The sequence below is a fragment of the uncultured Holdemanella sp. genome (genome assembly GCF_958348295.1).
GTDB lineage: Bacteria > Bacillota_I > Bacilli_A > Erysipelotrichales > Erysipelotrichaceae > Holdemanella.
In genome coordinates this window covers 1-20,249 of the sequence record NZ_CATVYQ010000030.1, presented here as the reverse complement: position 1 = coordinate 20,249, position 20,249 = coordinate 1, and the positions used below count along the sequence as shown (strand labels likewise).

Annotated in this window: 21 protein-coding genes; 6 read left to right on the top strand and 15 right to left on the bottom strand. The window is 32.4% G+C overall.

Translation table 11 applies throughout. The features are described 5' to 3' along the window. The first annotated feature begins 245 nt into the window (after nt 1–245). The gene (locus Q3907_RS06775; RefSeq protein WP_301897750.1) at nt 246–1,529 is read left to right on the top strand and encodes a shikimate kinase; all 1,284 of its coding nucleotides are present in this window, start codon (nt 246–248) and stop codon (nt 1,527–1,529) included. 48 nt (nt 1,530–1,577) lie between these two features. Continuing rightward, nucleotides 1,578–3,341: a serine hydrolase gene (locus Q3907_RS06770; RefSeq protein WP_301897749.1), complete on the top strand. Its 1,764-nt coding sequence runs from the start codon at nt 1,578–1,580 to the stop codon at nt 3,339–3,341. Here the strand turns inward: Q3907_RS06770 and Q3907_RS06765 are convergent. Beyond that, nucleotides 3,328–4,119: a MerR family transcriptional regulator gene (locus tag Q3907_RS06765; protein ID WP_301897748.1), complete on the bottom strand. Its 792-nt coding sequence runs from the start codon at nt 4,117–4,119 to the stop codon at nt 3,328–3,330. The two genes, Q3907_RS06770 and Q3907_RS06765, sit on opposite strands and share 14 nt — an antisense overlap. 57 nt (nt 4,120–4,176) lie before the next feature. On the opposite strand from Q3907_RS06765, the gene Q3907_RS06760 reads away from it, so the two are divergent. Beyond that, on the top strand, nt 4,177–5,469 hold the full coding sequence (locus tag Q3907_RS06760; RefSeq protein WP_301897747.1) for an MATE family efflux transporter: 1,293 nt from the start codon (nt 4,177–4,179) through the stop codon (nt 5,467–5,469). Nucleotides 5,470–5,517: 48 nt separating this feature from the next. Here Q3907_RS06760 and larD read toward each other — a convergent pair whose 3' ends face one another. Together larD and larA are read right to left on the bottom strand one after the other, a co-directional pair. Further along, nucleotides 5,518–6,228, bottom strand: coding sequence for a D/L-lactic acid transporter LarD (gene larD / locus Q3907_RS06755; RefSeq protein ID WP_301897746.1), 711 nt, complete (start codon nt 6,226–6,228; stop codon nt 5,518–5,520). 18 nt (nt 6,229–6,246) lie between these two features. Beyond that, a complete protein-coding gene (gene larA / locus Q3907_RS06750) occupies nt 6,247–7,524 on the bottom strand; it encodes a nickel-dependent lactate racemase (RefSeq protein ID WP_118319319.1) in 1,278 nt (425 codons plus the stop codon). A gap of 134 nt (nt 7,525–7,658) precedes the next feature. Here larA and Q3907_RS06745 point away from each other — a divergent pair, with 134 nt between their 5' ends. Both Q3907_RS06745 and Q3907_RS06740 read left to right on the top strand, forming a co-directional pair. After that, nucleotides 7,659–8,315, top strand: a complete 657-nt coding sequence (locus Q3907_RS06745) for a Crp/Fnr family transcriptional regulator (protein ID WP_118010426.1) — start codon at nt 7,659–7,661, stop codon at nt 8,313–8,315. A gap of 55 nt (nt 8,316–8,370) precedes the next feature. Next, nucleotides 8,371–8,913, top strand: a complete 543-nt coding sequence (locus Q3907_RS06740; RefSeq protein WP_301897745.1) for an ECF transporter S component — start codon at nt 8,371–8,373, stop codon at nt 8,911–8,913. A gap of 54 nt (nt 8,914–8,967) precedes the next feature. On the opposite strand, the gene Q3907_RS06735 is transcribed toward Q3907_RS06740, so the two are convergent. The 4 genes from Q3907_RS06735 to Q3907_RS06720 are packed head-to-tail and all read right to left on the bottom strand — an operon-like array spanning nt 8,968 to nt 13,289. Further along, entirely contained in the window at nt 8,968–9,345 is a 378-nt protein-coding gene (locus tag Q3907_RS06735; RefSeq protein WP_281740528.1) for a hypothetical protein, read from the bottom strand. Next, entirely contained in the window at nt 9,326–11,479 is a 2,154-nt protein-coding gene (locus Q3907_RS06730; RefSeq protein WP_301897744.1) for a response regulator, read from the bottom strand. The genes Q3907_RS06735 and Q3907_RS06730 overlap by 20 nt, the downstream gene beginning before the upstream one ends. 41 nt (nt 11,480–11,520) lie before the next feature. Further along, entirely contained in the window at nt 11,521–12,579 is a 1,059-nt protein-coding gene (locus tag Q3907_RS06725; RefSeq protein ID WP_301897743.1) for a diguanylate cyclase, read from the bottom strand. Then, nucleotides 12,537–13,289, bottom strand: coding sequence for a CHASE domain-containing protein (locus Q3907_RS06720; protein ID WP_301897742.1), 753 nt, complete (start codon nt 13,287–13,289; stop codon nt 12,537–12,539). Before Q3907_RS06720 ends, Q3907_RS06725 begins: the two co-directional genes overlap by 43 nt. A gap of 134 nt (nt 13,290–13,423) precedes the next feature. On the opposite strand from Q3907_RS06720, the gene Q3907_RS06715 reads away from it, so the two are divergent. Beyond that, nucleotides 13,424–13,810, top strand: a complete 387-nt coding sequence (locus tag Q3907_RS06715) for an ABC transporter ATP-binding protein (RefSeq protein ID WP_295643444.1) — start codon at nt 13,424–13,426, stop codon at nt 13,808–13,810. A gap of 30 nt (nt 13,811–13,840) precedes the next feature. On the opposite strand, the gene Q3907_RS06710 is transcribed toward Q3907_RS06715, so the two are convergent. The 8 genes from Q3907_RS06710 to Q3907_RS06675 all read right to left on the bottom strand — a co-directional run bounded on the left by Q3907_RS06710 (nt 13,841) and on the right by Q3907_RS06675 (nt 20,206). Continuing rightward, on the bottom strand, nt 13,841–14,401 hold the full coding sequence (locus Q3907_RS06710) for a hypothetical protein (RefSeq protein WP_295643447.1): 561 nt from the start codon (nt 14,399–14,401) through the stop codon (nt 13,841–13,843). Nucleotides 14,402–14,530: 129 nt separating this feature from the next. Further along, complete coding sequence (locus Q3907_RS06705) at nt 14,531–14,740, bottom strand: hypothetical protein (protein ID WP_295643467.1); 210 nt, start codon at nt 14,738–14,740, stop codon at nt 14,531–14,533. 28 nt (nt 14,741–14,768) lie between these two features. Then, the gene (locus Q3907_RS06700) at nt 14,769–15,236 is read right to left on the bottom strand and encodes a hypothetical protein (protein WP_295643450.1); all 468 of its coding nucleotides are present in this window, start codon (nt 15,234–15,236) and stop codon (nt 14,769–14,771) included. Beyond that, nucleotides 15,233–15,934 (bottom strand): transglutaminase family protein, encoded by a 702-nt coding sequence (locus Q3907_RS06695; RefSeq protein WP_295643453.1) that lies wholly within the window; start codon nt 15,932–15,934, stop codon nt 15,233–15,235. The genes Q3907_RS06700 and Q3907_RS06695 overlap by 4 nt, the downstream gene beginning before the upstream one ends. 168 nt (nt 15,935–16,102) lie before the next feature. Then, a complete protein-coding gene (locus Q3907_RS06690; protein ID WP_301897741.1) occupies nt 16,103–16,867 on the bottom strand; it encodes a hypothetical protein in 765 nt (254 codons plus the stop codon). A 22-nt stretch (nt 16,868–16,889) separates the two neighbouring features. Beyond that, nucleotides 16,890–17,543, bottom strand: coding sequence for a class I SAM-dependent methyltransferase (locus tag Q3907_RS06685; RefSeq protein WP_301897740.1), 654 nt, complete (start codon nt 17,541–17,543; stop codon nt 16,890–16,892). 41 nt (nt 17,544–17,584) lie between these two features. Continuing rightward, entirely contained in the window at nt 17,585–18,352 is a 768-nt protein-coding gene (locus Q3907_RS06680) for a hypothetical protein (protein ID WP_301897739.1), read from the bottom strand. Between the two features lie 258 nt (nt 18,353–18,610). Further along, nucleotides 18,611–20,206, bottom strand: a complete 1,596-nt coding sequence (locus tag Q3907_RS06675; RefSeq protein WP_301897758.1) for an AAA family ATPase — start codon at nt 20,204–20,206, stop codon at nt 18,611–18,613. Nucleotides 20,207–20,249: the final 43 nt, after the last annotated feature.

Sequence of the window (20,249 nt, the reverse complement as noted above, 5' to 3'; positions counted from 1 at the left end):
TTTTTTTGAAACAGCTTTCTGATTTTTACATTTATTTTCATTTTAAGGTTGCCAGTTTCAACGAAATGGTGTATCCTATGCGTATGAACACTTCAAGACATTATTACTTTTACTTTAAATAGCCCTGAAAAAGCCATATGTATACGATGGTTATTTTTAAGCTTCAGGGCGTTACACAAAAGCATTTCTACTTCGAAATGCTTTTTTTAACATTTAAAGAGATGTTCTAGGAAAGAGGAAATGATATGAAATACGGATTGATAGGTGAACATTTAGGGCATAGTTTCTCCAAACAAATTCAGACAAGAATTGCAGAGATTGAGAATGTAAAAGAGTATGACTATCAATTAGTCGAATTAAATAAAGAAGAATTCAAAGAATTTATGGAAAAGAAAGATTTTAAAGGAATCAACGTAACTATTCCATATAAAAAGGATGTCATTCCTTACTTAGATGAAATGGATGAAAGTGCTAAAGCCATTGGTGCTGTCAATACAATCATCAATGTAGATGGCAAATTAAAAGGATTCAATACAGATTTTGGTGGATTCTTATATATGGTTAAAGCACACAACGTACATATGGAAGGCAAGAAAGTATTGATTATAGGCAATGGTGGTGCTTGTGCAGCTGTTAAAGCCGTTTGTGAACACGAAAACGCAAAAGACATTGTGATTGTTTCAAGAAGTGCAAATCGTGGTGCCATTAGCTATGATGAAATGTATACATCTCACTTAGATGCAGATATTATCGTCAATACAAGTCCAGTAGGCATGTATCCAAATATTATGAATGCACCCGTTGATGTAAGTTGGTTCCACAAATTAGAATGTGTATTGGATGTTGTATACAATCCAATTCTTACACGTTTATGTTTTGAAGCTCAGGAATCAAATATCAAGCGTGTGATTGGTTTGGAAATGTTGATTGCACAAGCTAAATATACATTTGAAATTTTCGAGGACATGTCTTTTGATGATTCAATCATTGATGAAATCAAAAAAGAAATGTTGAAAGATCGTTGTAACATCGTATTGATTGGTATGCCTAGTGCTGGAAAAACTACAATTGGTAAAATGCTTGAAGAAAAGCTTGGAAAAGAATTCTTCGACTTAGATGACATGATTATTGCCAAAGCCGGCAAAAGTATTCCAGAAATTTTCCAAGAATCTGGAGAAGCTGGATTTAGAGCCATTGAAACAGAGGTTGCGATTGAAGCTAGTAAAATGAACAATAAAATCATCGCAACAGGTGGTGGTGTCGTTAAGCATAAAGTCAATATGGACTTCTTGCGTTTAAATGGAATCACGATTTTCATTGATCGCGATATCGATAAATTAATCAATTCCGATCCAAATAGACCTTTATCAAGTTCTAAACAAGCCCTTCAACAAATGCATAAAGAAAGATACCCATTGTACCAAAAATACGCAGCTTATGTAGCTGTCAACAATGCGAATGTTGAAGAAACGGTTGATAATATTGTGAATGCCTATCACAGCATTTTAATTGATACCGTTGCGGAGTAGCGAGAAGGTTTATTATCTTCTCGTTTTCTTTTAAAAAGGAGAAATCATATGGAAAATCAAGTTACTCAATTATTAAAAGCTATGGTAAAGCCAGACTATACAGCTTGTAGCTATGCCTTCATGCAAAATGGAAAAATTGTATGTGCCGATGCGATTGGTGTCATAGACAAAATCAACAATCAACCCATCACAACAGATTGCACATTTAATGTATGTTCGATATCTAAAATTTACTGCACTGTATGCATCTTGCAGTTAGTGGATGAAGGATTAATTCAACTCGAAGATAAAGTTGCAGATATTCTTCCTGAATTTACAATGAAAGATAAGAGATATAAAGATATTACAGTACGTATGTGCTTAGATCATTCAAGTGGACTTTCTGGAACACAATGGAAACATTTTAGTGTGAGTACAACATCTAAGTTTGACTATTATAGCGAAGTATTAAACTATTTATCAAATAGCACTCTAAAGGCAGATCCAGGAACTTACAGTACATATTGTAATGATGGTTTTACACTCGCTGAAATGATTGTTTCGAAAGTTCGTAATATGAATTATGAAGATGTCTTAAAGAAATATATCACAGAAAAGATTGGCGCAAAAAGCACTAACACAAGCTATACAATCAATTCCAATTATCCTTTAGTTTCTGAATGTAAGAAACCAAAAGAATACTTCCCAATTCAAGGAGCTGGTGGCATCACTACTTCTATGATCGATCTATGTAAGTTTGGACAATTATTTCTAGAACCTAATTCTATTATTAGTGAAAAATCTAAAGCTTTAATGGCTAAATCCTGGGGCACTACATTTCTAGAATCGGATCTTGGCGCCATTGATTTTGGCTTAGGCTGGGATCTAGTCAGACACCATGATCCAGACTATGATTTTGGTGATGGAGTTTTGGCAAAAGGTGGAAACAGTATGTTCTTTAGTTCAAGACTGATCATTGTTCCTAAATACAATTCCGTACTAACATTAAGCGAAACACATGATTGTGGATTAGAAGTTCCGACAACTTTAATGCGCCTATTCAATACGTATTTAGAACCAAATACATATCCAGATTATTCGGGTATGTATGCCCATGCCTTTGGCTTACAAAAAATCACAACCATCAAATCAAGTATGGTTGTGCAAGACAAAACAGAAAAAGGCTGGCTCATGAGTGATTTATTAAATTATTCCAATGGCAAATGGACCAATGAAAAAGGAAATCAAATCTTCTTTGAAGGGGATTATCTTTTAAAGACAATTCGAAATCGTACGGTTGCGTTTGCACAAAAAGCAAAAAAACAAGAGCTAAACTCAGTCTGGAAATCCAGATTAAACAAGAAATATATTGTGTGTGATACAACTTATTATGATATTGTCACAAACCAAATGTTGTGCAGTGTAGAATTCAATATGACTGAGGATACAATGTCATTGATTGTACATGGCAATAAATCTGAACCAGTCGTATCTGAATTTCCAATTGAAGCAATCGATGATACACATGCCCAAAGCTATTTAAATACGCCTTGTAACGGTTCTAGAGATCGTATTGAGCCTTACTTTGAAGATGGTAAATTATATTGTGCTAGCTACACCTATATTTGTGAAGATGATATAGAACCATATAATTCTCAATTGTTTGAAAAAGAAAATAAAGTTTATAAAATTAACAACACTTTAGAAGTCTTACCAACGATTTGTGAGAATCATCGAATTCTAGTATTGGATTCAAATGGAGATTTATACTATGATTCAATGGATGTTGAAGAATATAAGCCTATTGAATCTGGATTTATCATCTTGGTTTAACCTTAACGTGGATGGAAGTAATATACTCCTCCACTTTTTTTGTTTCATGAATATCAATCAATAAAAATTCTAAGAATGGTCCTTCAATTTTATAATTGTGTTCTTGAATCCAATCTTTCATTTTATAAAAGAGCTGGTTTGTACGATCATACTGGCCTGAGTACGTATATGTACAATATAAGCCTTCATCTAGAATGAAATCGTGTTTATCTTCTTGAGTTAAAATAAATACACTTGTATACACGTACTCATTATTTTTATATTCTACAACACTGCCTGAATCCATATTTCCTAATACAGAAATATCTTCTTCCATCGATTCACTCAGTTTCGTTAATAAAAAGTCAATCTTTTCATTTTGATCAATTTTTTCTTTTAAGTACCGACAATATCTTTTGGGATATACTTCAATCTTACATGTACCAAATTCCATATACTGCGTACGATCTAAATCTTCAATTCGTGTTTGAATGGAAAACAAAGTGGATTGTAATTCTTGAATCTGCCTTTGAATCAACTTCTCTTCTTCTTTTAAAAACACAATCGTATTATTTACGCTTCGGTTGTCTAAATATTCCTTGATTTGTGATGTATCATATCCAAGTTTTAAACAGTCACGAATAATATTTAAAATATAAATATCATTCAGTGTATATAAACGATAATTTGATTTTGAACGCATAGGACAAATTAATCCTACTTCTTCATAATAACGTAAAGAATCCGATTTAATATTGTATAATTTTGCGATTTCATTGATTTTATAATACTTTTTCATATTGCCACCCTTGACCTTAGTATTATACCAAGGTTTACACTATAATTGGTGATTTTTATGTTGAAACAATATCTTAAGTTTGTCATACCATCCATATGTTCGATGGTTATCTTTAATCTATATACTTTAGTAGACGGTATATTTGTTGCCCACTTTGAAGGCGATACGGCATTAGCTTCTATCAATGTGGCAAGTCCATATGTTACAACCATTTTCTCCATTGGAGTCTTATTTGCGATTGGATCAAGCACTGTCATGTCGATCTATCGAGGTGCAAATGAGGAAAGAAAAATGCATGAAGTATTCTCAATGAATACCATCACAATTTCTTGTGTGGCCCTATGCATTGCGATTTTATCTTTTATAAATTCACATCATATTACAGAATTTTTGGGAGCCAATGAAGATGTATTTAACTATACAGATACCTACATAAAAGTATTATCCTGCTTCTCCTTCTTTTATATTGTCTCTTATTGTTTTGAAGTTCTCTTAAAGGCTGATGGCTTTCCACAAAAATCTATCATGGGTATTTGTCTAGGAGCTGGAACCAACCTTGTTCTTGATCCATTATTTATGGGAGTTTTCAATATGGGAATTGGTGGTGCTGCCTTAGCTACAGGTTTATCTCAACTTGTAACTTTCTGCTTCTTCTTTTATCATTTTGCGTTTAGCCACAAATCGCATTTCCATTTTGTGAAGGCAAACTATCCTTGGCATGAATATTCTAGAATTCTTTCATTAGGACTTCCCGATTGTATTTCTGAAATTTCTCCAGGCATAATGATTACAGTATTTAACTATCGTATCAATCAACTCCTTGGTACTAATGGACTTATTACTTTTACCGTCTTAATGTATATCTATAACTTAGTATTGATGGTGATGGTGGGAACCAGTCAAGGAACGCAGCCTTTAGTTAGCTACTACTATGGTCGAAGCGATAAAAAAGCCGTTTCAACTTTCCATAAATATGCACGTGTTTTAGTCTCTTGTGCTGGAGTTTTATTATTCTTAATTGTAGAAGTATTTGCACCAAATATCACGGCTGCCTTTATTCTAGTAAATACAGAAAACTACTTTAATACCATTACAGCCCTACGCCAATTTAGCTTTGTCTTTTTGATTATGGGACATGTCGTGATCACTAGCGGCTACATGGTCGCTTTAGAAGAGCCTAGAAAAGCCTTTGTGCTTTCGATTTCTCGTGGTATTCTCTTTGTCTTATTATCTCTATTTGTTTGTACAACATTATTTAAAGAAAATGGCATATGGATTAGTTGTACCATCTCTGAAATCTTCTGTTTAGCTATTGCGCTTTATGATTTAAAAACACAAAAGAAAATATAAAAAAAGACAGATATTCAGCATAATTTTGAATATCTGTCTTTTCTAATATTAAATACCTAAAAACAAATGGCAGAACAAAGCCGCAAGTAATGCACCTACAAAAGGAGCAATTCCTGGAACTAATAGTCCATATTGCCAATCATTATTGGCTTTATTCTTAATAGGTAATAATTGGAAGGCCAAACGAGGCCCTAAATCACGAGCTTGGTTCATCGCAAATCCAGTTGTTCCTCCAAGACCCATACCAACAGCCCATACAATAAGTCCAACACCAATAGGTAGTTGTGTTTCATACTTTGTAGCAACAGCTAAAATGGCACTCAAGAAAATTGTAGTGGCAATCGTTTCGACAAAGAAGTTTCTTGGCAAATTTCTGCAGTTTGGATTTGTAGAGAAAATATTACGAATGGCGATTGGATTTATATTTCCTTCGCTTTCTGTAAAATGATCTTTATACATCACATAACAAATCAAAGCTCCTAAAAGTGCGCCTAAAAATTCGGCAATAACGTATGGAATAAAGCTTGTCCATGGAAGCATGCCTAAAACACATTGTGCAAGTACCATGGCAGGATTCATACAGACTCCACCAAAGATATATAGACAAACACTGATGCCAAAGGCCCATGTTGTGATCGCAAAGATGTGTCCGCTTCCGTGGTATTTTGTGTTTGTCAAAACTTCATCACAATGTACTCCCACACCAAATAAAATCATAAGTCCTGTTGATAAAAATTCCGCAATTAAATTGTGTAACATAAATTCAAATTTCCTTCCTTACATATTTACAACGACACCCAAGCCATCAGGAATGACGGCAACTTTGGCATCTTTTCCTTTTATTTCAAATGCTTTTTCTAAAGCTTCATCTACAGTTGTAGCTAAATCCATATGCATATCTTTCACAAGTTGAGGATCCACTAAATCGGAAACCAAAATAACTTTATGATGAGCTAGAATACGTGCACAGATTTGAGATGTCCATTGATCTGGAACGGTTTCTAAGCGAGGTGTATGAATAGCTTTTTGTTCAAATTCTTCTGGATCTTTTACATCCGCAATATTGTGGTAGAATCCAATTCCACCATGTCCATCACGACATCCTGCAATCATAATGATAATACCATCCGGATTTAATGTAGCTTCAGCAGCTGTCATACCTTTAATGGCTTGATAAATATTTTGATCCAAAGGATAACCACCATTCGTACTGATTGCGATATCACAAGTTACTTTATTTACACTTGCCAAAGAACGTACAAAATCACAACCTTTTTCATGAGCTTTTTCCATGTCTCCGGCAAAAGAGCCAATAATCTCATGATTTCCATTCAATACGACATTGACAATAAAGGCAAGTTTAGCCGTTCTTGCCGCATAAACCATATCTTCATGGATTAAATTGTGCTGCAAATTTCCTGGACGTGACATTTTATCATTGATAAATTCACCACTATGATTTGCCATAATTGTTTTATAAGAAGCAATACCAGGCAACACTGATTTTCTTCCTCCAGAGAATCCTGCAAAGAAGTGGGCTTCAATAAAGCCTTCAGAAATCAATAGATCGGCTTCAGCTGCAACTTTGTTGATAATGCAGTCGCCTCCACTTGGTAATTGTCCGATTTTTACCATAGAAGAATCATCTGTCGATACGTGCATAACAATTTCTTCATTTTTTACAATTTCTTCACCATATTTTGCCACAAGTTCCTCGTGTGTACTTGGTCTATGAAATCCTGTCGCTACTAAAATACGAATACGTGCATCGGGTGAAACACTACGAATTCTTCTTAAAAGAATAGGTGTAATAATTTTTGAAGGTACAGGACGCGTATGGTCTGAGCTAATAATGACAATATTTTTCTTATCCTTAGCTAGTTCTTCTAAACTTTTTGAACCAATTGGATTGTCCAATGATTGTTCTACAATTTCATTTTCTGAAAGTGTAGTTTTATAATCGCTTTGTCTACCCTCTAAAACACCAGCTAAGTTTTTATCTTCTAATTTGATTTTCATTTGACCTTTATCATAAGGCACATTCATTTCAAACATTTTTATCTCTCCTTTTTTCCCGAATTAATATAATCCGAATTAAAAAATTGTGAAATCTCATTTCATGTTAACATTTGTTGTTTCGCAAAGTTTGGAGTATTGTTATAATCCAAAACTGGTAAAGGAGAACGGATATGGACAATGAATACTTATTAAATTTTTTAAAAGAGAAAAATGTGCCTATTATACAGAAAAAAAGACACACCTATTTAGCATATTATGGGCTTGAACAACAAGATACCTATGTGTTAAAAGAAGGGGTAATTAAGACAAGTATCATCCTGCATGATGGTCGTGAATTCAACATTTCTTATATCAATACACCGGATATTATTTCTTTATTAAAAGATGAAGTAAGTCAATATACATCGGCTCCATTTAATGTTCGTGTTGAAAGTGATGTGGCCACATTCTATAGAATTCCTCGAGTGTTATTTTGGAGTTATGTAAATCAAGATCAAAAATTACAAGATTATGTAAACGCATATTATCGAGAAAAATTAACGGAAGCTATTTTTCGCCAACAACTTATGATGATGAATGGAAAAACAGGTGCAATATGCTCCTTCTTATATCAATTAATCCATTTATTTGGTCGAAAAGTAGAGGCGGGTATTCTTATTGATTTTCAAATCACAAATGATGATATTGCAGGATTTTGTGGAATTTCCACTCGAAACAGTGTGAGTCGAATTCTTTGTGAGCTAAAAAAGGAAGGCGTCATTAAGATTGTAAATCAAAAAATATTAATTCTAGATATCGATTATTTAAAACAATATGTGCAATGTTAAATCTTAATCTGTCCATACATCCTTACCAAGTATATTTTAGAAGAAGAGGTATTTAATGATGAATAGTATCACCAAAAAACTAGTATCTTGCGCTTTATGCATCGCTTTAGGTGTATTACTTCCAATGGCATTTCATGTGATCCCAAATGCTGGAAGCATATTTTTACCAATGCACATTCCTGTATTAATTTGTGGATTATTTTGTGGATGGCCATATGGTTTAGCATGTGGAATTATTACACCATTTCTTTCAAGTGTGACAACAGGTATGCCACCTGCAATGATGTTGCCACAAATGATGATTGAACTTGCGGTATATGTTTTAGTAGCTGGTTTATGTACACAATATATTTCAATGAAGAATGAAATGACAAAACTATATATGAGTTTGATCATTGCGATGCTTGCAGGAAGAATTATGAATGGTTTTGTCAATACATGTATTCTTAGTACACAAGGATATACATTATCTGTATTTATGATGGCTAGCTTTATTACTTGTCTTCCAGGTATCATCCTTCAATTGATTGTCATTCCTGTTTTGGTTCGTATTTTAAATAGAAATATTTATAAACAACCAGAAAAAGTTTTAGCTTAATGACAAGAAAGACCGAATATTCAGGTTTTAATCTGACATTCGGTCTTTTTTTCATCATTGCCTATCAAAATATTTCTTACCAGAATCTGGATTAAAATAGGTTCGAATATACCCATCCGTGGATACAACCACAAATTCATTGGTATTTTCTTTGTAGTATACATCATCTCCATCTTCTTTTTCTGTTTTATGTAAGGACTCTGGATTATTGACTACATCACTGGCACTCATTTCATATTCTTTTGATGATGAAAATCCCATTTCTTTACCATGTTTTTCATAGTGAGACTCTAACAAATCTTCATTACGAAAATGGTATTCTTGATAGCCTACGACTACTTGTTTTTGTTCCTTAATTTCACATCCTGTTGGAAGTACAAGTGAGAATATACAAAGGAATAAGAGCAAATATTTATTCATGATTTTTTTCATATTGTTTTTTGTACTCCTTTAAACTTAGTTTATTGGCTCCACCTTTTAAATTTGGATCTTTATATTGTGCTTTATCATCTTCCCATCCACATACTGGACAGATTTCATAGCTTCCTGGTCCAGATTGAAATGTATATTTTCCACAAACGGGACATTTAAACACAAAAACATTTGATAGTGTTTTAATAACTTTATCCATATCGATTGGCTTTGCGATATGTCCGTTCATTCCAATGGATAATGCTTTTTGTTTATCCTCTTCAAAGGCATTGGCCGTCATCGCCACAATTGGAATATCACTAAATTCACGAATCTTTTGTGTTGCTTGATAACCATCCATATTTGGCATTTGAATATCCATTAAAACTACATCGTATTCTTTTTCTTTGACTTGTTTTACACAAGCAATTCCATCACTTACGTGATCTACAATCAATCCATAGTCAAATAAAAGTGTCATCGCAATTTCTGCATTTAAATCATTGTCTTCAGCTAGTAAAATGTGTTTTCCTTTAAGGTCTATAATATTCGTTTCTTGATTTTTTTCTAACTCACTTTCTTTGGCAATTTCAAAATGAAATTTCATTCGAGTTGTTGTCCCTTGATTGACTTGACTTGAAATCTCAATTGTACCATGCATCAATTCAACCAAAGATTTTACTATCGATAAGCCAAGTCCTGTACCTTTTACGCTCGTTTGCGTACCTGATTTTTCTCTAGAAAAGTCTTCAAAGGCATGTGGCAAATATGCTTCACTCATTCCAATACCTGTATCTTGAATTATGCATTGAAACTGGCCAGATTCTACTTCTTCAATATGAATCGAAATATTCCCATTTTTAGTATATTTCACGGAATTTCCAACCACATTCAACAATATTTCTTCAAACTTAATTTGATCACAATACACATATGGATGTTCAATCTTTGTGGTGCACTGATAGGTTAAGCCTTTTTGTTCAGCTTGTTTTTCAAAGACTGAATTCAAAGAATCTAACACATCAAATATATTACATGCCTTTATATTCAATGTTTCTTTTCCACTTTCGATGCGTGCCATTTCTAAAATGGAGTTAATTAAATCTAAAAGAAATTTACTAGAAGAGTGAATCTTGGATAGATAATCTTTTTCTTTTTCAATATTTCCAACATTCTTTTCCATTAATTCCGTATATCCCATAATTGCGTTCATAGGTGTACGAATATCGTGTGACATACTAAATAAAAAACGAGATTTGGCAGCACTTGCTTCTTGTGCTTTTTTTGCCTGCCATTCAATTTGACTGGCATACTCTAAATCTTTTCGATGGCGAATTTCAAATTGAGCAATAGCGGCCGTTACTAGAAAATCGATCAAAACACTAGCGACAGCTAAACTTATCATTACATATGTATTGATCCAACCTTGTTTTGGCACAATTTCAAAATTCCATTTATTGTTGGGAAGCTTACACTTGATCAACAATGTATTTGAATCTATATTTTTTGAACTTTGAGAAATAATAATCTTTTTCTTTGTGACACGATCCGTTTTCCAAATGACAAAATCATAAGATGCTTTTTTCAAATCGCTTAAGTGAATTTCATCTAAAAATGCATCCCAATCAATGACTAAAATGGAAAATCCCCAGAACTTTTCATTCACATAGATGGGATCGTATAATAAAGCTCCTTTTCCACCTTGTTTTAAATCATAAGGACCTTCCAATGTATATTTCCTTGTATCTTTTGCCAAAGTAGCAGCCTCTTTACGTTCATATTCTGCCAACATATTCATGCCAATAGCTTTTTGATTTTCTTTAAATGGATATACATTTTGAATAATTCCGTTTGGCGCAAGTTCAATTGTCTTAACAGCCGGATCATCTCCATATAGTCTAGATGCCACAGATTCAAAGTAAGCATCGTCTAAATCAATTCCAGCCTCAATGGTCTTCTTTAAAAAGCCTACTTTTTCAATATACGACTCAAGCTTTATTTCAACACGATTGATTGTTGAATTTACTGTATATTCTGCCTTTAATTTTTCTTGTTGAATTACGCTGTTACGAATAAACAAACATGCCATATTCGTTAAAACAGAAACCAACACAAAACTAATTAGTATTTGATAAATTAAATTTTTATTTTTCATGGTTTCATTATAAAACGAAAAAAGGTGTGTGACAAAAATTATCATACATCTTTTGCGTTAAACTTTTCACTATAATGCGACTGCATAGCTTGCCAATCCATAAATAAAACATAGAAAACTCGACCAAAACGTTCGCTTTCCACAATCCTTCCTTGATCAAGTACAGGAATATAGGTTCCATCTTGTCTTCTTAATTGATAATGAATATAGTCATTCTTACTTCCACTTTCAATTTGATTCCAAATACTTGTTTCTACCACTTTTTGTTGGTCTTCACGAATTAAATTTCGGAAACTTTTCTTTGTACCATTAAAGAACGCATCTAGATTTTCATATCCAGCCATATCTAAAAATTCTTTATTTGCGTAAAAAATTTCATCATCCTCTTTATCCGCTCGATAAATAATAAAAGCGCCAGGTAAATTTTCAGAAATATCATTTAACACAAATCCTAGTTGTTTACGAACACCAGATTGAAAACCTTCCTGATAAGCCTTGCATCCATTTTTACCATGAAGTTTTACTTCATAAAGAGCTGTGTCGGCACAACGCATGAGTTGAGACCTTTCAATCGCATTATTTGGATATTCGGCATAACCAAGTGAGATACAAAAAGAATATGTTTGCCCTTTACACGAAAATGTTTTTGGCGTTTTTGTGAATTCAATCAAAGATTCTTTCATTTCTTCCATTGTACAATTTGGTAAAAGAATACAGAATTCGTCCCCTCCATTTCTACCAAGCAATGCAGAAGATGGAAAAAATTTTTGCATATTTTCAGCTAGGCTTATTAAAGCTTTATCCCCATAGGCATGTCCATACATGTCATTTATTAACTTGAAATCATCTACATCTAATAATACGGCCACGCAATGTTCTTTTGGATTTTTTGAAATCATCTTTTCTGCCATTTCATCAAATCCATATCGATTATAAAGCTTAGTCAGTCCATCTTTATGGGCTAGTTCTTTTAATTCAACTCTTCTTTCATCCAGTAGTAATAAGAGTGTTGTAAGTCCAGTTAGTAGAAGAACTAAGGATAGTCCTCCAAAGAAAATTAAATATAAAGTTTTAGAGTTGCTCCATCCAGCTCTAGGCATGATTTGAAGTTTCCATTTTTTTTTCCGACAGTCAAATCATAAGTGACCGGTCGAATCATTTTATCGCAATTTGCATCAACAACTACATGTTTCTTATCTAAAACAGACGCTTCTCTTGAAAGTCGATAATTATATTTAAATTTAGATAAAGCGTTTGTCGAATCTTCAAAAACTTCAGGAACACGCAAAATCGCAATCGTAAATCCCCAAAAATATTCTTGTCCATTTTCATCTTTTAGATAAATAGGATTACGAACAACAAGCCCAGAACCTCCTTGTTTCAATTCAATAGGACCTTGGGTAATGGTTATATTATGATCTTTTGCGTAATTCGAAATTTCACCTCGATTTGAATCCTTTAATAAATCAATTTTACCCGTTTCATTTCCTTCTTCAGGATAAATTTCTGTTACCACTCCATTCGGTGCTAATTGCACACTTTGTATAGAATAAGACATTAGATTTTCGGCTACTTTGGAAAAATTTATGATTTGACCATTTCCATTTATTAATAATTGTTTTAAAGTATCTGTTATTTCAATTCCATTTTCAATATCATTTTCTATACGCTGACCATATGTCACAGCATTTAATTTTGCGATCGTACGCCTATCTTTTTGAATTTGAACATTTGTATTATATGTAAATACACTCAATAGACATATTCCTACAAGAAATACAATCAACGGAACTATAGTCTTTTTCTTCACTTTCTTATACCTCGGTTATATTTTCGATTTAATATTATAGCACAAATCATTATTAAAAACTGTAAACTTTTTGTATAATACTTAATGTACGATTGCTGCATAATGTTGTCAGTTAAGAACCCGCACTGCTTGCGGTGAGGAGTAGTCAGTACTTATTAAATAAGTTAACGGCATTTAAAAATGTTACTCTATCAATGGATATTGCGAATGTGCATCAAAACGATAAAGAAGTAAGAGCTATTGAATTATTGGAAAAAGTAGGTTTAGATCAAGACCAGATTCATCGTCGTATCTTAAAACTTTCGGGGGAGGGTCAGCAACAAAGAGTGGCCATCGCAAGAGCTTTGAGCTATGATCCAAAAATTATCTTGGCAGATGAGCCAACTGGAAATTTAGATCCAGATACGCGGGATGAAATTATGGATATTTTTGATGATTTAAAAGAACAAGGAAAATGTATTATTATTGTCACGCATTCAAAAGAAGTGGCCCATAGAGCCGATAAAGTTTATACATTATAAGAAAGAAAGCGTAGGAATTCTCCTGCGCTTTTACTGTAATATATACATATTTTCTTCAATCAATCGAATCACTTTTCGTACAAATTGTACACTTACCAAATCATTGACTTTGTGACCCGTCGTTTCTAACTCACTAATTTCAATAATGGGTAAAGAATATTTGTCTAATTCTTCTTTTTTAATAGGTGTATGAAACGTATGTCCACAATCTAAATCATAGAACAAGTAATAGTGATATATCGGCTCATCCTTAAGTTCAACATCTCCAAAGTACACAATGGAATAATCATCATCCATATATTGTCCTTCATAATAGAATTGTTTCTTAAACTTTTTATACTCCTCATTTTCATAGCTGTAGATTCTTTTAGTCTTGTAGCCAATAAACTCTTTGTGGATACAAATTGGTGTCAAAACTTGCAACAATATATCTTTCATGCGATACATCTCTAATTTCTTTTCTCTAGCCCCTTCAATAAATGCTGAATTATCTACATACCGATGACATCTAGAATACGCTCTTTGTTCCCTTTCTTTGTCCCGATAGTTTTTGGCTCGTTTATTCACACTGTACAAACAATCCACTAACATTTGTTTGGTGATAATGTGATTTGAAAGATTATCCCTATTATTTTTAAATTATTTATCTAACATCTGCATATCTAATTCATCTCATGACTAAAGTCACGAGTGTTCTTAGATTGCATTATAAATTGAAATTTACTCTTCCCCTATTACTTTGAAGCAGACTACTAAACCACAAATAAATAGTGTTATACAAACAATGAATGGAATTATTAAGTCTAATCCCAACAAACTACCTAAAACTCCAGTAATCCCGTTATAATCCCATTGATGAAGTGTTGCTGAGCACAAAATAGCTATTGAGCCAAGAAACCCCATAAGTTGCCAAACAATGCCTAATATCATTTTTTTCACAAAATCACACTCCCTTATTTTATCCAATTACATCCGTAATGGCCTTAATACCTTTACCTACAAAACTAATGACTTTCTCATTGACTACACTTCCATCTTTTATTATTTTGACATTCGCAAGACCTAGTTGATCATTCTCTTTAGGTTCTGTACTCCCTGAAAGTGTTATCCATTTAATTTGAATATCTTCTTTAGATAATTTTTGATTATAATCAACTGAATAATTTGTATTTTCAAAAACAGGAGAATTCGATTCAGCATAAACATAAACCTTATTCTTATCCTCTTGATAAATTTTAATTGTATAATGCACAATATCCTTTTTATTAGAAATATATTCCTTATTTGGAGATACTTTCTCTTCATAAATCAAGGTTAAATCTTTATTAGAAGTACTTGTATCTGTTTCATTTTGAAATAAAAAGAATAAGGATAAACATAAAACAATACTACTAACAACTACAACAATTATTCTTTTTGACTTCATCTTTGACGTACCTTTTTTACATTACGATTCATGAAATGTCTTCCTATATATCTATAGGCAAATCCTTTTAGCCTTGACATTTGTTGATGGTGTTCTTTTAGTAAATCATCCGGACAATCATATACACCAAAATCTTGTGTAATTCCTTCACTTTGAATATATGTAGAATTGCGATTAAAATCAATGGTAGGATTTCTAAAATCTTTTACTGCTACACCATATCCACAAAATGCACCTTTACAATTTGGAAATTGATTCTGTAATTTCTTAAGATATGCCTTGTCCAAAATAAAGCCTTCAAGTTCAATCCACTGATTCTCAAAATATATTTCCACCCAACTATGAAAGATATTTTGGGGTGCACTCCAATACACTAAACCTGTCATGGCTCCTTTTTGAAGTCTTTTATCAATTGTGAAACCATGAATTCTACATGGAATCTGACAAGCTCGTAAAAGAGCCATAAATAAGGTTCCTTTTGTATTACATTGACCATATCCATCTAATAGAACTTTTGATGCACATATCGCATCATCCTCGTTGTACCCAAACAAAATATCGTCTCGAACAAAATTATATATTCCCTTGATTCTTTCAAATTCATCCAATTCTTTCCATTTTTTCTTTTGAATTAGTTCTTGTATTGCAGCATTGGAATAATCAAGCATCTCCGTTTCTTTTAAATAATTATCTATCATTTTTCACTTATCCTTAACATTCTAATAATTATGAACCTGCATATATTTATATTCTTCAAAATATAAGAGACTTTGAAATAGGATCTACTAAAGTGTTTCTCTTAGCTTCATCATTTGAAGCAAGTCAACATTAATCTCTACAACAATGCATTTATCTGATTCCTTCTTTCAAAATGTCAACTCAGGTAATTGATCTGTCTTAATAATCATTTCTAACATTCTGGCAAATCCTTCTGGATACCGAATTTGATACTCCATATGGTTCAATCCCTCAAAAACTGGAAAGTTACCATATTTATAGGCTTGCATCACAGCATTTCGATATTTAAAATGATCTTCTTTACTTCCAAATTCCCAGAATGTATGTTTTTGTAGCTCTTCTGATAATTTTGGAAATGGCTTATCTTCTAAACTATCATCCATCTGTTTTCTCAAATTTGTATACGACAAATTCTTTCCTGCTTCAATAAAATAAGGCTTAATATTATCATCGTCACACCACATAATTTTCTTCAATGTGTTCCCATTTGTCCAATACAAACTTTTCATGGTCACATATAAAAATGGGGCCATAATTCTACGTGTTATCTTACCAATCTGTGCAAATTGACCACCATCAAAGAATATATGCTTAACCGGTATTTTTGTATCTGTTAGAAATACCATCGCAAGATCTGCACCAATCGAAGATGCTACTACTAGTTCAATCTCTTTGATCCCATGATCACTTAAAAATCGTTTAATCTGTTGTATCTCATCACTTTTACCTAGATACTTTTGATTTGAACAATATACTGTAGAAGTGGGTAGAACACAATAATATTTATCCGCTAATTTTTTGGCAACTGGCATACTGCTTTCTCCAGTTACACCCATCGCATGAAAAAAAAGTATAACTGGATTTGATTTGTTCCCTATTGTTTTGAATACCATAATCTCACCTTCTATCCATACATTATTTTGTGCAACAAAAATATACCATCGATCCATCTATGTGAAGATCTATTTGTTTGTACATCTCTTTTAGAATATTTCTAAGTTCTTCCTCAGTTTGAAATGGTGGGGTGAACCATCCTTTCTTAGAAAGAATATGATTCACAAGCCAATCTGTTCTTTTAGATTTACCCCTAATATAGAAACATCCTATAAAGGTACCACCTGGTTTTAAAACTCGCCACGGTTCTTGAAATGCCTTTTTCTTATCTGGAAAAGCATGAAATCCATTCATGGAAACCACAATATCATAGGATTCATCATTCATTTTTAAATTGGATACATCCCCCTGAATACATTTAATATGTGCATACTCATCAAATCTTTTCTTAGCTTGTTCAAGCATATCCATACTGTAATCAAGACAAGTAATATGCGCATCTTTTAAAGCTATCCACTTATATTGGGTAAATACAGCAGTTCCGACTGGAACATCTAGAAGTTTACCTGAAAAATCATCTGGAATATATGATAAAACTTTCTGTGCTATATCATTATCGTTAGTACCATTCCAAAATAATTTAATATACAACTTACTGAAAATATTTCCCTGTGTCAAAACATCATCATAAATATTCTTTGATGATTCATACGCATTTTGTATTTTATCCGCCATATCCAACTTCACCTTTTTTCCATTCTTCAAAATACTATTTTCTATATTCCTTCCACAACATTCCTTATTTCTTCTATCCACTTGTCAGGATGGCAACAAAACAATTCTTCATGCTGCATATTAAATCGATGAATATCTGGATTCTTAAAATATGTATAGTATCTCTTTTCGTATTTTTTACCCATTTTGGTCGCATAGAATACGTGAATTTTTGTATTTGAAACATCCATATTGTGTTGTACTTTTGTCACTAAATCCGAATAGAACTGATTATAAATACTACTCTTAGTAATCCAAGGACTACCTAAACCAAACATATCTAAAAATCCATTCACCAAATCCTTCTTCGAATCATCCATATGCGCAATTTTTTTCTCCATAAGTTTTGGAAGTGTTCCTGTATGCACCATTTTATACATAATAGGCGTTACTATAGATGCCTGAATTGTAGCCATCACCTTTCCAGCCTCATCCATATCACTACTCCCAATAATGCCATGATCAATATGAATTCTTTTTCTTTGAATCAACAAAGAAACAAAACTGCCTCCAAGTGAACAGCCATAAGCTGCTTTAATTCTTCCGCCATAATGATCTATAATTTCTTTTTCAATCTTTTCACACTCTTCTTCCATCGAATAAAATTGAGTATTCTCATTTGGATCAAAGCCATCATAAGAAACAGCTACCGTATAAAAATATGCTTGTAATCCTTCTAACACATGATCAAAACTACTATATAAGCAACAAGTTCCTGGAAACAAAAAGATGACTGGTTTACTTTGATCTCCGCTTTCATAAAATTTCATAATCAACCCTCAAAGCGTTAGATAAAACTAACTTTTTTCTTGGCTTCAGTTTACCACTGCAATTAATGACACGCAAGAACAATATGCAGTACAAAAGAAAAGACAACTCCTCTTAAGAATTGTCCAATATATTCATTTCTTCAATATATCATAGTACCATTTGTTGATATAGAAAAAGAGTAGAAGCTGTATCACATCATATACTCTCTACTCTTACAATCACAATGGCAGTCTTTCCAACTACATTTTAGAATCATATTACGCTTTGACTACATAACACTGTTTCTTGTAGAAAGATATTCCATAGCCAACTGCATTTTCATATTTTTTAAATTTATGTTCTTCAAGATACTTTTGTTCAATTATTTGTCTTGCGCCTTCTTTAGCATCATCAATCAGATTATCTTCACTTATTGAATGTTTACACTCAATAAGCACGATTGTTCCTAAGATGTTTTCTGGTAAAACACATACATCAAATCTACCATTACCAGATTCTCTATTGGATACCACCTCATAATCATTCAACAACCCTACCAGAAATCCATGATAAAAGGATTCTTGATTATCAAAACAACTAATACTTCTTAATAGTATATCATTTAACAATAGATTTACTTTTTTTGCATCTCCATCCACTAATTCTTGATAAAGTTCATTTTTTCTACTCGTTGTATAATCCTCAAAATATGACATAAAAGATTGTTTATAAATTTCATAAACTTCCTTATTTGGAATCACTAATTCATATTGGTTTTCTTGCATATCTTTGATGACCTTTAAATAGCCAGTGAGTAATAGAAAGCTATAAATATTATTGATATTATCCATTTCACGATACGTAAGTTCAGGCTTGATATATTTAATAAGGGATTGACCATTCATTAATAAATCAAACTCCTTGCGTAATTTTTTATCCCCATTTTGAATATACTTAACAACAAGATCATTACCACTGGTATTTGCCCAAAATGAAATTGGTTTAAAAGACACATCTTGCGTTATATTTTTAACATACATAAGTGTACTCCATGGATTATAAATTTCTTTATTACCAAATTGATATCCATCATACCATTCTTTTACTTCATCCATCTTTTCTGATAAATTATAAGCTTTTAACAACTGTTTAACTTCCAATTCAGTAAATCCAAAAGATTCACTACTAATATTATTTAAAACAGAATACGCCGTAAAATTATTCAAACCAGTAAAAATACTTTCCTTAGAAATACGAAGGCATCCAGTCATAATACCTTTTTCTAAAGCATCATTCGTTTTAAGTGCTGAAGAAAAAACGCTTCTTAAAAACTCAACCATTTCTTCATAATAATTATTTTGATAGGCAGCCTGCAATGGAACATCATACTCATCGATTAGAACAATAACTTTTTGTTGATAATAAGTATATAGCGCATTCGTTATGACTCTCAATGAAATTTTTAAATTTTCAACACTAGATGAACGATTATGCAATTTATTTAAAATATCTTTAGTTGTATCCGACAATTGATCCGAAGATAATATTTCTAAGTTTTTCTCTAACAATTCATAAATCACATTTGAAAAAGATGAAATTTGCGCATCAAAAGTTAAGCTTTTCATTTCCTTTAAAGAAATAAAAATCGTTGGATACTTATTTTGATGCTTTAACGCATCCTTATTCTTCGAAATATTTAAACCATCAAATAGATACGAGTTTTCCTTTTCTTTGATTGAAAAGAAATAATAAAGCATCGACATATTCAGTGTTTTACCAAATCTTCGAGGTCTTGTATACGAAACAACTTGTTCATTTAATACATCCTCAATGAAATTTGTCTTATCTACATAATATGCACTTGATGTTAGCATATAAATAGGACTAGTCAAAAAGAGAAAATTTACACCAGTGGTA

Coding starts and splice junctions, on each gene's coding strand:
- Q3907_RS06775 (WP_301897750.1), top strand. CDS start 246: ATGAAATACGGATTGATAGGTGAACATTTAGGGCATAGTTTCTCCAAA.
- Q3907_RS06770 (WP_301897749.1), top strand. CDS start 1,578: ATGGAAAATCAAGTTACTCAATTATTAAAAGCTATGGTAAAGCCAGAC.
- Q3907_RS06765 (WP_301897748.1), bottom strand. CDS start 4,119: ATGAAAAAGTATTATAAAATCAATGAAATCGCAAAATTATACAATATT.
- Q3907_RS06760 (WP_301897747.1), top strand. CDS start 4,177: ATGTTGAAACAATATCTTAAGTTTGTCATACCATCCATATGTTCGATG.
- larD (WP_301897746.1), bottom strand. CDS start 6,228: ATGTTACACAATTTAATTGCGGAATTTTTATCAACAGGACTTATGATT.
- larA (WP_118319319.1), bottom strand. CDS start 7,524: ATGTTTGAAATGAATGTGCCTTATGATAAAGGTCAAATGAAAATCAAA.
- Q3907_RS06745 (WP_118010426.1), top strand. CDS start 7,659: ATGGACAATGAATACTTATTAAATTTTTTAAAAGAGAAAAATGTGCCT.
- Q3907_RS06740 (WP_301897745.1), top strand. CDS start 8,371: ATGATGAATAGTATCACCAAAAAACTAGTATCTTGCGCTTTATGCATC.
- Q3907_RS06735 (WP_281740528.1), bottom strand. CDS start 9,345: ATGAAAAAAATCATGAATAAATATTTGCTCTTATTCCTTTGTATATTC.
- Q3907_RS06730 (WP_301897744.1), bottom strand. CDS start 11,479: ATGAAAAATAAAAATTTAATTTATCAAATACTAATTAGTTTTGTGTTG.
- Q3907_RS06725 (WP_301897743.1), bottom strand. CDS start 12,579: ATGCCTAGAGCTGGATGGAGCAACTCTAAAACTTTATATTTAATTTTC.
- Q3907_RS06710 (WP_295643447.1), bottom strand. CDS start 14,401: ATGTTAGTGGATTGTTTGTACAGTGTGAATAAACGAGCCAAAAACTAT.
- Q3907_RS06705 (WP_295643467.1), bottom strand. CDS start 14,740: ATGATATTAGGCATTGTTTGGCAACTTATGGGGTTTCTTGGCTCAATA.
- Q3907_RS06700 (WP_295643450.1), bottom strand. CDS start 15,236: ATGAAGTCAAAAAGAATAATTGTTGTAGTTGTTAGTAGTATTGTTTTA.
- Q3907_RS06695 (WP_295643453.1), bottom strand. CDS start 15,934: ATGATAGATAATTATTTAAAAGAAACGGAGATGCTTGATTATTCCAAT.
- Q3907_RS06690 (WP_301897741.1), bottom strand. CDS start 16,867: ATGGTATTCAAAACAATAGGGAACAAATCAAATCCAGTTATACTTTTT.
- Q3907_RS06685 (WP_301897740.1), bottom strand. CDS start 17,543: ATGGCGGATAAAATACAAAATGCGTATGAATCATCAAAGAATATTTAT.
- Q3907_RS06680 (WP_301897739.1), bottom strand. CDS start 18,352: ATGAAATTTTATGAAAGCGGAGATCAAAGTAAACCAGTCATCTTTTTG.
- Q3907_RS06675 (WP_301897758.1), bottom strand. CDS start 20,206: ATGCTAACATCAAGTGCATATTATGTAGATAAGACAAATTTCATTGAG.